This is a genomic window from Pseudofrankia coriaricola, assembly GCF_001854805.1.
Classification (GTDB): domain Bacteria; phylum Actinomycetota; class Actinomycetes; order Frankiales; family Frankiaceae; genus Pseudofrankia.
Map to the genome: position 1 here is coordinate 13,753 of NZ_MBLO01000217.1, position 14,566 is coordinate 28,318.

Consider the following 14,566-nt stretch of genomic DNA (forward strand, 5'->3'; position numbering starts at 1 on the left):
GTCAGCGGGTTCCCATCAGCGTGTGTGCTCCGGCGGACAGCAGGTCGTCCGCGAGGCGCCTGCCGAGCGCCTCCGGGTCGGCGGTCGGGCCGATGAGCTCGCGCCGCAGGACGGTCCCGCCGTCCGGCGACGCGACCACCGCGCGCAGGCAGACCTCACCAGCGCGAGAGGGCTGGCCGCTTCCGCCTGCTGGCTGCCGGCTCCGTTCGTCAGCAGACATCTGCCCACGAGAGGTGCTGGCACCACCAGCCGCGGGCACGACCCGCGCCAACGCGCCGACCGGCGCGGTGCAGCCCGCCTCGATCGCCGCCAAAAACGCGCGTTCCGCCCTGACCGCCACGGACGACGGTGCATCGTCGAGCACAAACCGTAGCAGCCCGGCAAGCGGAACCTCAACTCCGCTTCCCGGGGTAGCCGACCCGTCGGCCCCCGTCACATTGCCGTCCGGGGCCACTGGGCAACCTGTCGTCACACCCGTCGGAGCCGTCGCCGCGATCAGGCACTCGATGGCGAGCGCGCCCTGCCCGGGCGCCGGAAGCATCACGTCCGGGTCCAGGATCTCGGTCACCGCGTCGAGCCGGTCGAGGCGGGCGAGCCCCGCTTTGGCGAGCACCACGGCATCGACCTCACCGTCGATCGCCTTCTTGATCCGGGTGTCCACGTTGCCACGGATGGCCACCACTTCCAGGCCAAGGCCGAGCGCGAGCAGCTGGGCGGCCCGCCGCGCCGAGCCCGTGCCGATCCGCGCGCCGGGGCCGAGCTCGGCGAGCCGCCGCCCGCTCGGCGAGATCAGCACGTCGCGGACGTCCTCGCGCGGCGGGATGGCCGCAAGCGTGATCCCCTCCGGCTGGGCTGTGGGCAGGTCCTTGAGCGAGTGCACGGCCAGGTCGATCTCGCCGGCGAGCAGGGCGTCGCGCAACGCGCTCACGAACACCCCGGTACCACCCAGCTGGTTGATCGCCGCCTTGTTCCGGTCGCCCTCGGTCACGATGTGCACCAGGTCGACCTCGACCCCGAGCCGGGCACGCAGCTCGTCGGCCACCATCCCGGACTGGGCGAGCGCGAGCGCCGAACGACGGGTGCCCAGCCGCAGCCGGGCGGGCGTCGGGCGGGGCACCGACGACCCGTCGGGTGCCGGAGCCGTGAGCGCCGGCGTGAGCGAGGCGAGCGACAACGGGGAAGGAGGTGTCACGGCTGCTCCAGCAGGTCAGGGGCCGAGACGACGGCCGGCACCTCACGGGGGAGGTCGAACAGCTCGCGCAGTGCCTCGGCGTAGGAATCGCCGGCGGGACCGTTCGCCAGCTGCTGGACCCGCACTGTGGGTGCGTGCAACAGCTTGTCAACCACCCGACGGACGGTACCGGTCACCATCTCCCACTCCCGGGCATCCAGGCCGGGGAGCCGGCCGCGTAGTCGGTCGAGCTCGTCCTGCACGATCGCGGCGGCCTGGGCGCGCAGGGCCACGACCGTCGGCGCGACCCGGACAGCGCCGCGCCGGTTGAGGAAGCCGGTCACCTCCGCGGAGACCAGCGAGCGCACCGCCTCGACATCGTGCGAGACCTGCGCGCCCTCGAGCGCGGCACGCAGGGACTCCAGATCGACGAGCACGACGCCGGGCAGCTCGCGCACCACCGGGTCGATGTCGTGCGGCAGCGCCAGGTCGAGGAACACCAGCGGCCGGCCCGCCCGGGCGGCGAGCGCCGCCTCGACCATCTCGTAGCTGACCACGAGCCCGGTCGCGTCCGTGGAGGAGACGACCAGGTCGGCCTGGCCGATCTCATGCGGCAGGTCCGCGAGGCCGACCACCTGGGCGCCGTGGTTCTCGGCGATCGCGGCCGCGCGCGCGGGCGTGCGGTTGGCGACCACCAGCTCCGCCGCACCCGCCCGCCGGACGGTCGCCGCCGTCAGGCCGCCGACCGCGCCAGCACCGATGATCAGCACCCGGCAGCCGTCAAGCGGCAGGTCCGCCCGCGGCGCCCCGGCGACCGGGCCGCGGACCTCCCCGCGGACCTCCCCGATCGGCTCCGCCGATCGGGCAGGAACCCCGGGCTCCGCCGATCGGGGAGGAACCCCGGAGTCGGCCGACTCGTCCGCGCGGCGTTGGCTGACGAGTGCGCCCGCGACCAGCGAGGTGGCGTCCGTGGAGAGCCGCTCGGGACGGCGGACTTCCAGGCTGCCGGCCGCGATCTGCAGGCCCACGGAGACGATCGAGGCGCCGGCGGCGTCGATCGACGTCTCGCTGTGCGCCCGCTTGCCGACCCGCAGGGCGGTCTGGAACAGCGCGGCCAGCGACCCGCCGGCGGCTCCGGTGCCCTGGGCGCCGCGAAACGCCGTCCGGACCTGCCCGAGGATCTGGCTCTCGCCGACGAGCATCGAATCCAGCCCGCAGACGACGGTGAACAGGTGCCCGACCGCGCGCGCCTCGTGGTGCACGTACAGGTGCGGCGACAACTCACTCAGATCGACGCCGCAGACCCGGGACAACTGGTCGGATATGTCAGCGAGGCCGCCGTGGAAGGTGTCGACCTCGGCGTAGATCTCGGTACGGTTGCACGTGGACAGGACCACGGCCTCGAGCACGTGGTCGGCCTGGACGAGATCGCTGAGCACCTTCGGAACGTCGTCGCCCGACACCGCGGCCAGCTCCAGTAACGAGTTCGGCGCCGTCCGGTGATTGAGGCCGACCGCGAGCAGGCTCACGCGCTCTCACTTCCCGCGCCCGAGGACGCGCCGGCACCGCTGGCCACGCCCTCCGCGCCCTGGCCGGTCCGCGCACGCGTCACCGTCGGCGCCGAAGACGCGGCGATCTCGCCGCCGGCACCGGGCACCTCATCCAGGCGAGGCTCTTCCTGCCGCCGTGCCGCTGTGATCCGTTGCATGCGCACGATCCCGTCCGTCCTGCCGCCCGTGCCCGCGCCGTCCGCCTCGACGCCCTGTATTCCAACGCCACCGACGACGGCATCCGTCCCGCCGCCGGTGAGGCCACGACTACTTAGGCCACCCTCACCGGGACCGCCGTCGCCAGGGCCGGTGCCCTCGTGACCGCCGGCCTCGTGTCCACCGGGGGGCGCGTGGTCCTCGCGTGGTGCTCCCACCGGCAGCGTCCCCAAGGCCGCGGGCCGGACACGTCCACCGGTGGCCGGGCGCTTGCGTGCCTCGTGGAACGACAGGATCTGGAGTTCGACGGCCAGATCGACCTTACGCACGTCAACCCCTTCGGGGACGGTCAGGACGACCGGCGCGAAGTTGAGGATGCTGGTGACACCGGCGGCGACCAGCCGTTCACAGACCTGCTGCGCCGCCCCGGCTGGGGTGCAGATCACACCGATCGTCACCTGGAAGTCCTCGATCAGTCTTTCCAACTCGTCCACGGGGCGGATCCGCACACCGCCGACGACCTCGCCGGCGCGCGCCGGGTCGGCGTCGACGAGCGCGGCGATCCGGAACCCGCGAGCCGGGAACCCGCCGTAGCGCGCGAGCGCGTGCCCGAGATTACCCACACCTACCAACATCACGGCCCGGTCCTCGGTCAGCCCGAGGCGCGCCGAGATGCGGTCGAGCAGGACGTCGACGTCGTAGCCAACTCCTCTGGTCCCGTAGGAACCCAGATGTGAGAGGTCCTTGCGCACCTTCGCCGGAGTGACCCCGGCCGCGGCGGCGAGCGTGTCCGACGACACGGTCGAGACGCCCTCGTCCCCCAACGAGGTGAGCACCCGCAGGTAGAGCGGGAGACGGGCGACAGTCGCCTCAGGGACAGCGCTGGCCCGGTTCTCCCGGGCTGTACGCCGGGGCTTGCTCATGACACGCGGCTCCTGTGGCGGCCGCTTCGCGTCCGCCTTTCGGGCGCTGAGCGCCCTCCTGGGTGGTGTGGGGGCAAGGTGTTAGCGGTGGCCAGGCTGATCGCGGGTCGGTGAGGCGGTCGGGTGGCGTCAGCGCCGATGCGCCGCCGCCCGTCGTGGCTGGGCTGAAGCGCCGCGCCGGGCGGCGGAGCCGCCCCAGGATCCGTTGAGTCTACGACTTCGTGAAAGGCTTCACAAAGTTTGCGCCGACAACTCGGCAGACGCACCCGTCCGCGCCGACAACGGATGGGGACCAAGGTCAGATATCCATGAGGCCGAAAGCCTTCAACGCCCGGGACGAAAAGCCACCAGAGCCCGGCCAGCCGGCACCGTCCAGCCCGCACACCCAGCCGGACCGGGTGAGCCAGGTCGGGCGAGCCGGTGGGTCCGTCGCCGGCGGGCGACGCGCTCAGCGCAGCGACCAGCGGCGCCCGCCGAGGGCGTCGCGCAACCGGGCCTCCTCGACCCGCCAGTAACCATGCTCCCTGCCGTCGACCAGAACGACGGGCACCCGGTCGCCGTACTCGTCCGCGCGGGCCTGCTCGGCGTCCACGTCCAGCTCCCGCCAGCCGACGCCGGTCTGCTCCGCCACCCGGACGACCGCCGCGCGCGCGTCGTCGCACAGGTGGCAGCCCACCCTGGTCAGCAGCGTGATCCGAGGCGCGCCACCGGCCGCCTCGCCCACCGTGTCAGTCCCGCCCATCGGCCCAGCCTTCCCGCCTGGTCATCACCCTCACCATTTATGCACGACCCGTCGGGCTCGTACCGCGAGCCCGACGCGGCCATGCGCGCATCGGTGAGGTAACGGGGATCGGTCGGGTAGCCGACCTGCGACGCGCACCGGCAGAGGCGCCGTAGGCTCAGGTGCGCATGTCCGCACGTGACCGCCAGGGCCGCGGGCGGACTGGCCAGCGGGCCGCCGAAGCGACCGGGGCACACCGGCATCGTTGCCGATACCAGCGGGCCGGCTGCCCCACGCGGCCGGTCGGCGGCCGGGCGGCCGACGGCCCGTGCCGCGGCGGGGTGACGCGCGGCACGCCGCACGGCGCCCGCGACGCACCGTGGACATACGCGACCATGGTCACGACGCGCCGTGGACAGCCGGGAGATGAGATGTGGTTGCGACCACGCAAGGATGAGCCGACCCACACGGACGCGGCGGCCGCCGACGCCGCCGACGCCGCCGCCACGGCCGCGTTGAAGACGGCGGCCCAGGCGTCGCCCAAGCCGCCGCCGGACCCGACCGCGGCCGCGTTCTTCGACGTGGACAACACGATGATGGCCGGTGCGTCGATCTTCTACTTCGCCCGCGGCCTCGCCGCCCGCGACTTCTTCGACTCTCGCGACCTGCTGAAGTTCGGCTGGCAGCACGTCAGCTACCGGCTGCGGGGTCTGGAGGACCCGAACGGCATGCACAACGCCAAGGAGGCGGCGCTCGCCTTCGTCGCCGGCCGGGAGGTCAGCGAGATCGTCCGCTACGGCGAGGAGATCTACGACGAGCGGATGGCCGAGCAGATCTACTCGGGCACCCTCGCCCTCGCCCAGCAGCACCTGGACGCCGGCCACCGGGTGTGGCTGGTCACGGCCACTCCGGTGGAACTGGCGTCGATCATCGCTCGGCGGCTGGGACTGACCGGCGCCCTCGGCACGGTCTCCGAGGTGATCGACGGCCGCTACACCGGCCATCTGGTCGGCGACCCGCTGCACGGCCCGGGCAAGGCCGCGGCCGTGCGGGCGCTCGCGGACCGCGAGCACCTGGACCTGGCCCGCTGCTGGGCCTACTCGGACTCGATCAACGACCTGCCGATGCTGTCCCTGGTGGGCAACCCGGTCGCGGTGAACCCGGATCCGGACCTGAAGACGGCGGCCAGGGAACGTGACTGGGCGGTCAAGGACTTCCGCACCGCCCGCAAGGCGGCCAAGGTCGGCATCCCCACCGCCGCCGGCCTGGGCGCCCTGGCCGGCGGCGTCGCCGCCGGCATGGCCCTCAAGCGCCGCTATGCGGATGTCTAGAAGAAGACCGAGCGGCGCTGCATGAGCAGGCCGTAGAGGGTGTGCTGGATGGTCTCCCGGATGCGGTCCGTGAGCTCGAAGACGAGCATCGGGTCCTCGGCGGCGGCCGGGGTGAACGGCGCGGTCGGCACCGGCTCACCGAACTCGATCAGCCATTTCGACGGCAGCGGGACCATGCCGAGCAGGCCGAGCCACGGGAACGTCGGGGTCAGCGGGAAGTAGGGCAGGCCGAGCAGCCGGGCGACCGTCTTGGCGTTGCCGAGCATCGGGTAGATCTCCTCGGCGCCGACGATGGTGCACGGGATGATCGGCACCCCGGTGCGCAGCGCGGCGGAGACGAAGCCGCCGCGGCCGAAGCGCTGCAGCTTGTAGCGCTCGCTGAACGGCTTGCCGACGCCCTTGAAGCCCTCCGGCCAGACGCCGACCAGCTCGCCCTTGCCGAGCAGCCGTTCGGCGTCGGCCTGGCAGGCCAGGGTGTTACCGGTCTTGCGGGCGATCGGGGCGAGGAACGGCAGCGAGAACACCAGGTCGGCGGCGAGCATCCGCAGGTAGCGGTGCGCCGGGTGGTGGTCGAGCAGCGCGACGGCGGTCATCAGCGCGTCGATCGGCAGCGTCCCGGAGTGGTTCGCCACGACCAGCGCGCCGCCGGTGTCGGGCACGTTCTCCAGCCCCCGCGTCTCGACCCGGAAGTAGTTCCGGTAGACCGGCCGCAGCAGCGGGGCGACGACGTGCTCGGTCAGGTCCGAGTCGAAGCCGAGCTCGTCGACCTCGTAGTCGCCGGTGATTCGCCGGCGCAGGAAGGCGAGCATCCCGGCGAGCGCCCGTTCCAGGCCGGCGGGCTCCGCCATCGGCGCCGCCGAGGTGTCCGGGACCGCGCCCACGTCCGCCGCGTCGACGGTGACGCCGGCGCCGAGGGCCGCACCGTCGTGGTGTTCGCCGTCGTGGTGTTCGCCGTCGTGGTGTTCGCCGTCGTGATGTTCGCCATCCCGGTGCTGCCCTGTCGGGCGGCCCAGCAGTCGCTCGGCCCTGTCCTCGGGATGTTCCGGCTCCCCGCCTGACACCGCCGTGGCCGAACGGCCCCGGCCGGTGCCGGTCCTGCCGGGCCGCGCGCCGGCCGCTTTCGTGGTGCGCGCGCGCGGCACGTTCCCCGCGCCGGTCCGTTCGGTCGCCGCGTCCCCCGCGGTGGCGCGCCTGGCGGCGGCCTTGGCGGGGGCGGCCCTGGCGCCGGAGTCCTGAGCGTCCTGAGCCGCCGGCGGCTGGGCCGCATCGGCGGAATCGTGGGCCGCGTGTGCCGCCACCGTGCTCTCCTGGGCGTCCCCGCCCTCGGCGACCGCGGGGGCGACCGGCCGGGCGGTCCGTGACCGGGTGGAGCCCGTCCGCGCCGCCCCGCCCGCGGCGCCGGTCCGCCCGGTGGGGCGTCCCGAGGTGGTTCGCCTGGCCCTGGGGCGGGCCGGCTCGCCGTCCGTCCTCGGTCCGATCGACGGCACCGGGCTCGGGGGCGACGCGGCACCGGCGGGCCGGCCACCGCCGGCCGGCTCGCCGTCGGCGCGCGCCCGGCTTACGGACGGCCCGGCACCCGGCTGCTCGGTCCCCGGCCGTTCATCGCTGGGCCGCCCGCCACCGGGTTTCGCGGCGCCGAGCGGCTCGCCGCCGGACCGGTGGACGCCGGTGCGCCCGGCCGCCGCGCCACGGCGGGCCGACCGCGCCAGCGGGATGATCTGGGCTTCGCCCGGCGGCGGCTCGGCGGTGGTCACGACGCACCCACCAGGCGGCGGCGGGCCATCAGGCCGAGCAGCGCGCGCTCGGCCTGGACGACACGTTCAGAGTCGATCGTCGGACGCAGCCCGCGCTCGCGCACGAAGCTGTCGAAGGCGGCGGCCGTCGTATACCGAGGGGTGTAGCCGAAGACCTCACGCAGCCGGGTGGTGTCGACCGCGCGGCCGTGCGCGAGGAAACCGACCTGCTCGGGTGGGAAGTCCACGATCCGCAGGCGGCTGGCGAGCCGGGACAGCGAGCTGACCGCCGGCAACGGCACTGGCACCGGCGGCCGGCCGGCTCGGCGTACTGCCTGGGAAAGAAGAAGGATTCCGTCGCCGGCGACGTTGAAGGTGCCGGCGTGGCCGCCGGCGGCGGCGCGCAGCAGCACCGCGAGCGCGTCGCTGGAGTGCAGCAGCTGGATGCGCGGGTCGAAGCCGAGCACGGTCGGCACGACGGGAAACTCGAAATAGCGCGCCAGCGGGCTGTCGACACCGGGACCGAGAATGTTCGCGAACCGCAGCACGGTGACCGCGATATCCGGCCTGCGGCGGCTGAAACCCCGCACGTAGCCCTCGACCTCGACCGCGTCCTTGCCGTAGCCGCCGCGCGGTAGCGAGCGCGGCTCCATGTCCTCGGTGAACAGCGCCGGGTCACGCGGCGACGAGCCGTAGATGGTCGTCGTCGACCGGACCACCAGCCGGGTGACCGTGTCGGACTTCTGACAGGCGGCGAGCAGCTGCATCGTCCCGATGACGTTGATCTCCTTCATCGCGGTCCGGCCGCCGGCCGCGACCGGGTTCGCGATGAGGTTGAGATGCAGCACCGTGTCGATCGCGGACGTGGCGATCACTTTGGCGATCAGCGGGTTGCGGATGTCAGCGCGCACGAACCTCGTGCGGCCGAGATCATCGTTCGGGGGAACGGTGTCGACTCCGATCACCGTCTCGACCCGGGGACTCGCGGCGAGCGCTCGGGCCACGTCGGCGCCGAGGGGACGGGACACACCGGTGACGAGCACGCGGCCGCGTTTCATAGGCGGGGTCTCATGTGGGCTCCCGGGACGCCGGTCGGCTGCGGTCCGTGTGGTCATCGTACGCCTGCCCACGGGCAGCTCCACTGCGCAGCGTTACCAGATTTCCCGTCGCAGCCCCCGCGTCACCGGCCGCCGCCCCGGCCGGTCAGGTCAACGCCGGCAGCCGCACGACCGGGGCGGCGGCCCTGGCGGCGCCCGGATGCGGCTCGCGCGGAGGCTGGCCGATGACCACCGCGTCCCCGCGCCGCAACCTCAGCAGGTCACTGGCACGGCCGCAGTTGACCGCGAGCATCACCCGGCGCAGCGAGTCCTCGCACAACGCCACCTGACCGACCGGAACGTCGCCGTAGGTGTAGGTGAACGGGAGCGTCGCCTCCCGGCCGGCGGCGCGGATCTCGACCCGGTCGCCGAGCAGCATGCCGGCGGCCTCCAGATCGACCCTGGTCACGTTGAGTGACAGATTGCCGAAGTGGTCGACGGCCAGCACCTGGGCGTGGACGTGGTCGTCGTCCACGACGCAGGACGGCCGGGTGAACCGAACGAGCGAGTCGGCGTCGATGCGCGGCCCGACCTCGGCGAGGGCGAGCCCAGCCGCGATCCGGGCGGCGACCGGGGCGTAGACGTCCCGGCCGCGGAACACCGCGCTCGGCAACGGCAGCCACAGCGCCGGGTTGGAGATCTCATGCGCGGCCGCCACCCCGCCGAGGACGTCCCAGGCGAGCGACGTGAGCCCGTTGTCCGGGGCGACGAACGTCGACCCGTCGGCGGTGCGGATCGCGACGCCGCGCGCCCCAGGCGTGACCGCGGAAATGACCTCGCGGGCGGGGATTCCGGGAGTGCCGTCCGTGTTCGGGAGACCCGCCGCGTCCAGCCGCTCGACGACGGCGAGATGCACGCCGACCGGCAGGTAGCACACGCTGTCGGCGAGCAGCCCCGCGCCGTGCTCGATGTCCTGTTGGGCGACCGCGTGGCAGACGTCGAGTACACGCACCTGCGGCGCGTGCCGGGCGATGACCCCGTGACACACGCCAACACACGTGTCCTCGAGCCCGTAGTCGGAGAGGAAGCTGATCCACCCCATCGATCGCGCCGCGGCACCATCCACCGCGCCCGTCATCACCCCGGCCGACGCCATCTCTCGCACTCCCGAACCCGCCGCGGGGCGGCCCCGTTGCCGCCCGTCAGGCAGCCTCCCACAGGGCCAGGGCCTCAACCGTCGAGGCCACTGCGAGGAAACCAGCTGGATACATCAGGCGGGCCCTGACGGGCGCTCCGCGCCCGTCAGGCGCCAGCCCTACTTCTTGTTACGACGCTGCACGCGGGTCCGCTTGAGAAGTTTGCGGTGCTTCTTCTTGGCCATCCGCTTGCGACGCTTCTTGATAACAGAACCCACGAATACGACCGATCTGTGTGGAGGAGAGCTACCGAGCGAGCCTACCGCCCAGCACCGGTGTGGATGGGTGGCCGCCTCGACACGGCATGCGGTGGTCGGACGGTACCACCGAGTCCGGGAGGGGCCGCCCAGCGCGGTTGGCGGCCGCGGCGCGACTGGCCCTGTCGGCAGAGGCCAGCTAGCTGGAGCGACCGAGTTCGGCCGAGCGGTCGCGGGCGGCCGTGAGGGCGTCGAGGATGGCCGCGCGCACGGCCCGGCGGTCGAGCTCGAGCAGCGCGGCGGCGGTGGTCCCGGCGGGCGAGGTCACCGCCTCGCGCAGCAGCGCCGGATGCTCACCGGTCTCCCGGAGCATGCGGGCCGATCCCAGCGCCGTCTGCACCATCAGCTCGGCCGCGAGGGGCCGGGGCAGGCCGAGCAGCACCCCCGCCTCGACCATGGCGTCGAGCAGGTAGAAGAAGTATGCCGGGCCGCTGCCGGACAGGGCGGTGATGGCATCCAGCTGCGTCTCGGGGACCCGGACCACCCGGCCGACGGCGCCGAGCAGGGCCTCGGTCCGGTCCAGGTGCTCGTCGCCCGCGTGCCGGCCGGCGCACAGTGCCGACATCGCCTCGCCGACCAGCAGCGGAGTGTTCGTCATCACGCGCACCACCGGCGTTCCGGCCGGCAACGCGTCCTGCAGCGCGGTAAGCGTGATCCCCGCCGCCAACGACACGACGAGCGTGCCAGCCTCGAGCACGCCGCCGATGTCCGCCAGCAACGCGGCCGTGTCGTGCGGCTTGACGGCCACGACGACCACGTCCGCGCCGGCCACGGCCTCCTTCGGCGCGGCCCCCGCGACGCCGTGTTCATCCGACACCGCCGCCGCCCGGGCCGGGTCCTTCTCGGCCACGACGATCTCCCTCGGCTCGACGCCGGAGCGCAACAGCCCAGTCAGGAGCGCCTCCCCCAGCCGTCCCACGCCCACGATCGCCACAGTCATGCCCACTCCTCCGCCCAAACGCGCCCAACCGCCCGCCAGCGCCGCCCCGCCGATTCGCGGCACATGGTTCTCGTACATGCGACCTTGTCGGGCCCAGGGGACGAATCGGCGGGGACCCTGCGACCGCTCCATGTGGATCCTGCGACCGCTCCATGTGGATATGGAAACTAGCGGAGGCTGTCAGAGCGTGACCGAGGTCAGGGGCGGCGGGCGACCACGAGCACGGTACGGAAGGGCTCCTCGATGATCCCGTCGGGAAAGGCACGCAGCATCGAGCGGCGCTCGGCGTCCAGGAAGTCCGCCAACCGGTCGCCGATCTCGGCGACGTAGGACTTCGAGCGCAGCCACGTCAGGTACGTGTCGACATCGATCCGGCGGGCCCACCGGCCGGCGAGCGTGACGACGTCGGCGAACTGGCCGGTCCAGCGCAGCTCGTCGGCGTACGGCCGGGCCCGGTAGCCGCGCTGGTAGGCGGGGTTCATCACCTCCAGCCGGTCCTGCTGGCGGCCCCACCATTGCTCGTCCTCGGCATCGACGTCGTTCCACCACACGGCTAGTGCCCCGCCGGGGCGCAGCACCCTGGCCGCCTCCGCGGCCGCGGCCGGCACCCGCACCCAGTGCCATGCCTGCGCGTAGCAGACGAGGTCGGCCACGCCGGCGCGCAACGGCAGCGCCTCCGCGTCGGCGAGCACGGCGGGGATCCCCGGAGTGCGTTCCCGCAGCCGCGCGAGCATCGCCGCACCGATGTCCAAGGGCACCACCCGGGCACCGCGGCCGAGCAGGCACCGGGTCGCGATGCCGGTGCCTGCGCCTACCTCCACCACGTCCGCGCCGGCGAGTGGGCGCCCGGCCAGCCGGGCGAGATCGTCGAACAGGGCCTCCGGGTAGGTGGGCCGCGCCGCGTCATAGGCGTCGACCAGCGGATCGAACAGCGAACGTGAACCCATACCTCGATCGTGGCACCAATTACCAGAGGCGGGCCACGCCCGCGGCGTTACCGAGGTGGGGCCACACCCGCGGCACGCCGGAGATGGGCGGCCCGGGAGGCGTCAGCGCCTGGCCGCGCGCGAAGGGCTCGCGACGGCGGGGGCCGCGAGGTTGAGACGGGTGAAGGCGAGCGCCTCGGCGAGGTCGATCTCGCGCTGCGCCCGCGTCTCGGCGCGACGAGTGTTGATCTCGACGACGACCGTGCCGTCGAAGCCCCTGGTCGCCAGCCGCTCGAGCAGCTGCGCGCACGGCTGATTGCCTCGCCCCGGCACCAGGTGCTCGTCCTTCGCGGAGCCGGAGCCGTCGGCGAGGTGAACGTGCGCCAGCCGGTCGCCGAGTGCGTCGGCCATGGCCAGCGCGTCCGAGCGGGAGACGGAGGTGTGCGACAGGTCCAGCGTCACGTGCCGGTAGCCGTCCTCGACGGGCGACCAGTCCGGCAGGTAGGCCGACACCTCACGGCCGCGGGCTCGCAGCGGGAACATGTTCTCCACCGCGAAGTGGACGTCGGTCTCCTGCGCCATCCGCTCGATGCCGGCGACGAAGTCGCGGCCGTAGTCGCGCTGCCAGCGAAACGGTGGGTGGACGACCACGGTCGACGCCCCAAGGGACTCGGCCGCGGCACGGGCGCGCACGAGCTTCCCCCATGGGTCGGTGCCCCATACCCGCTGCGTGAGCAACAGGCACGGCGAGTGGATCGCGAGCACAGGGATGCCGTGGTAGTCGACCAGCCGGCGAAGCGCCTGGGTGTCCTGGCTGACGGGGTCCGTCCAGACCATGATCTCGATGCCGTCGTAGCCGAGGCGGGCGGCCATCTCGAAGGCGGCGGGCGTCGACTCGGGGTAGGTCGACGCGGTGGACAGCGCGATCTTCGCCGCCGGGATGCGCGCGACCCGATCCGACCCGTTGCGGACAGCGACAATTTTCCGTGGTTCCGTGCCGTTCACCGCATCCGACGGCCGGGTTTGCGACGTCGCGGCGTGACTCGCGCCATCCGCGTCGGCCCCGGCCGCGGCCGCGGCGGCCTCCCGTCCAAGGTTGCGTATCACCCGCACCCGAACACCCTCCTCCCCTACCAGGCCCCACAGCCGCGCCCCCGCGCAGCCATCCGGCCCACATCTCAGGCTAGGCCATCGAGCGGAGCGGGCCCGTCAGGCCGCCCGCGGACGATCTCACGCTGCGTATCAGTGGCGGGAGCGGAACCGCCGGACGGCGGGAGGGCGGGACGCGGGTGTCGGCCAGCGGGAGGCCCGGTCAGCCGAAGTTCAGGGTGTCCAGTCGGCGCAGGATGATGCCCTCCCGCAACGCCCACGGGCAGATCTCGACCTCGTCGACCGAGAGCAGGTCCATCGTCTCGACGGCGACCACCGCGCCGGCCGCGAGCTGGCCCGCGCGGGAGGCGGACACCCCGGGCAACGAGACCCGCACGGCCGACGGCATCCGGCAGACCGTCTTCGCCGCGGCCTCCAGGTCGGTCCGGCGCAGCACCCGGCGCACGTAGGGACCACGGCTGTAGGGCTCGGCGCCGGCGATCCTGGCCAGCGAGCGGAACGTCTTCGAGGTGGCGACGGCCCTGGTCGGCTCGCCGACGTGGTAAAGCTTGCCGACGACCGGCGCGATCTGGGCACGCACGTAGCGGCGCAGCTCGGCCAGCTGCCGATGGCTCGGCGGGTCGGTGGGCAGCCAGTCCCTGGTCAGCCGGCTCGCGCCCAGGGGCAGCGAGGCGACGACATCCGGTTCCTCGTCCATCCCGGCGCCGATCTCCAGCGAGCCGCCGCCGATGTCCATCGCCAGCAGCCGGCCCGCGCTCCAGCCGAGCCAGCGGCGCACCGCGAGGAAGGTCAGCCGGGCCTCGTCCTCGCCAGGCAGCACCTCGACCGCGACGCCAGTCACGGAGCGCAGCCGGGCAAGAACCTCGTCACTGTTCGTGGCATCACGCAGGGCCGACGTGGCGAACGCCACGAGATCGAAGACGGCGAGCTCCTCGGCCTGCCTACGCAGGTCGCGGATGCAGTCGATCAGCGCATGCTCGCCGCTCACCGACAGTGCGCCGCCACCATCCAGCAGCTCGACGAGCCGCAGGGGCACCCGCGCACTCGCCGCGGGCCGCGGCGCCGCGCCGTGGTGGGCGTCGACCACCAGCAGGTGGACGGTGTTCGAGCCGATGTCGATGACACCGAGCCGCATCGGCTGAGCGGGCGGCGCCGGCAGCGCGACCGCCGTGGCGCGCCGCTGGCTGGGCGGCGCGGTGCCCACCGGGACCACCGCGCCGGGGCTCGCCGTTCCGACGGGGCCGCCGACCGGACCCGCCGGCACGAGCGATGCCGACGCGACCGCCAACCGGCGCGGCACCAAGGCCGTACCCGGCACGATCCGCGGCGCGTCGCCGGGATCCTCCTCGGGCACCTCCGTGTTCCCGGCCGCCGCCCTGGCCGTCGGCGAGAACCTCAGCCGCATCGCTCGTCCCCCCATGTCTACCGGCCGCCTCCGGCCGCGCGAGGCTTCGCCATCGTCGCGCGGCCTTTGGCCGGGTCTACCGGCCGCCTCCGGCCGCGCGAGGCTTCGCC

13 protein-coding genes are annotated in these 14,566 nt (G+C 73.4%); 1 reads left to right on the forward strand and 12 read right to left on the reverse strand.

Going from position 1 to position 14,566, the window contains the following annotated elements; translation table 11 throughout:
* Window position 1 precedes the first annotated feature (1 nt).
* From hemC to BCD48_RS25245, 4 genes are all read right to left on the reverse strand, one after another.
* Window positions 2-1,192 (reverse strand): hydroxymethylbilane synthase, encoded by a 1,191-nt coding sequence (gene hemC / locus BCD48_RS25230; RefSeq protein WP_397428667.1) that lies wholly within the window; start codon window positions 1,190-1,192, stop codon window positions 2-4.
* Complete coding sequence (locus tag BCD48_RS25235) at window positions 1,189-2,700, reverse strand: glutamyl-tRNA reductase (protein WP_071050862.1); 1,512 nt, start codon at window positions 2,698-2,700, stop codon at window positions 1,189-1,191. Before BCD48_RS25235 ends, hemC begins: the two co-directional genes overlap by 4 nt.
* Complete coding sequence (locus BCD48_RS47200) at window positions 2,697-3,800, reverse strand: redox-sensing transcriptional repressor Rex (RefSeq protein ID WP_083419163.1); 1,104 nt, start codon at window positions 3,798-3,800, stop codon at window positions 2,697-2,699. The genes BCD48_RS25235 and BCD48_RS47200 overlap by 4 nt, the downstream gene beginning before the upstream one ends.
* 448 nt (window positions 3,801-4,248) lie before the next feature.
* On the reverse strand, window positions 4,249-4,542 hold the full coding sequence (locus BCD48_RS25245; RefSeq protein WP_071050863.1) for a glutaredoxin family protein: 294 nt from the start codon (window positions 4,540-4,542) through the stop codon (window positions 4,249-4,251).
* Window positions 4,543-4,952: 410 nt separating this feature from the next.
* Between BCD48_RS25245 and BCD48_RS25250 the strand changes: the two genes are divergently transcribed.
* The gene (locus tag BCD48_RS25250) at window positions 4,953-5,852 is read left to right on the forward strand and encodes an HAD family hydrolase (protein WP_071050864.1); all 900 of its coding nucleotides are present in this window, start codon (window positions 4,953-4,955) and stop codon (window positions 5,850-5,852) included.
* On the opposite strand, the gene BCD48_RS54055 is transcribed toward BCD48_RS25250, so the two are convergent.
* From BCD48_RS54055 to BCD48_RS25285, 8 genes are all read right to left on the reverse strand, one after another.
* Window positions 5,849-7,606 carry a lysophospholipid acyltransferase family protein gene (locus BCD48_RS54055; protein WP_241841971.1) on the reverse strand — a complete coding sequence of 586 codons (1,758 nt, stop codon included), beginning with the start codon at window positions 7,604-7,606 and terminating at the stop codon, window positions 5,849-5,851. The two genes, BCD48_RS25250 and BCD48_RS54055, sit on opposite strands and share 4 nt — an antisense overlap.
* Window positions 7,603-8,643: an NAD-dependent epimerase/dehydratase family protein gene (locus tag BCD48_RS25260; RefSeq protein ID WP_071050865.1), complete on the reverse strand. Its 1,041-nt coding sequence runs from the start codon at window positions 8,641-8,643 to the stop codon at window positions 7,603-7,605. The genes BCD48_RS54055 and BCD48_RS25260 overlap by 4 nt, the downstream gene beginning before the upstream one ends.
* Window positions 8,644-8,788: 145 nt before the next feature.
* On the reverse strand, window positions 8,789-9,778 hold the full coding sequence (locus BCD48_RS25265) for an SAM hydrolase/SAM-dependent halogenase family protein (protein WP_083419164.1): 990 nt from the start codon (window positions 9,776-9,778) through the stop codon (window positions 8,789-8,791).
* A 159-nt stretch (window positions 9,779-9,937) separates the two neighbouring features.
* Window positions 9,938-10,036, reverse strand: a complete 99-nt coding sequence (locus BCD48_RS47205) for a 30S ribosomal protein bS22 (protein ID WP_003948845.1) — start codon at window positions 10,034-10,036, stop codon at window positions 9,938-9,940.
* 178 nt (window positions 10,037-10,214) lie between these two features.
* The gene (gene proC / locus BCD48_RS25270) at window positions 10,215-11,015 is read right to left on the reverse strand and encodes a pyrroline-5-carboxylate reductase (RefSeq protein WP_071050867.1); all 801 of its coding nucleotides are present in this window, start codon (window positions 11,013-11,015) and stop codon (window positions 10,215-10,217) included.
* A 197-nt stretch (window positions 11,016-11,212) separates the two neighbouring features.
* The gene (locus BCD48_RS25275) at window positions 11,213-11,962 is read right to left on the reverse strand and encodes a class I SAM-dependent methyltransferase (RefSeq protein WP_071050868.1); all 750 of its coding nucleotides are present in this window, start codon (window positions 11,960-11,962) and stop codon (window positions 11,213-11,215) included.
* Between the two features lie 102 nt (window positions 11,963-12,064).
* Window positions 12,065-12,922 carry a sugar phosphate isomerase/epimerase family protein gene (locus tag BCD48_RS25280; protein WP_071050872.1) on the reverse strand — a complete coding sequence of 286 codons (858 nt, stop codon included), beginning with the start codon at window positions 12,920-12,922 and terminating at the stop codon, window positions 12,065-12,067.
* Between the two features lie 331 nt (window positions 12,923-13,253).
* The gene (locus BCD48_RS25285; protein WP_083419165.1) at window positions 13,254-14,456 is read right to left on the reverse strand and encodes a Ppx/GppA phosphatase family protein; all 1,203 of its coding nucleotides are present in this window, start codon (window positions 14,454-14,456) and stop codon (window positions 13,254-13,256) included.
* Between the last annotated feature and the right edge of the window lie 110 nt (window positions 14,457-14,566).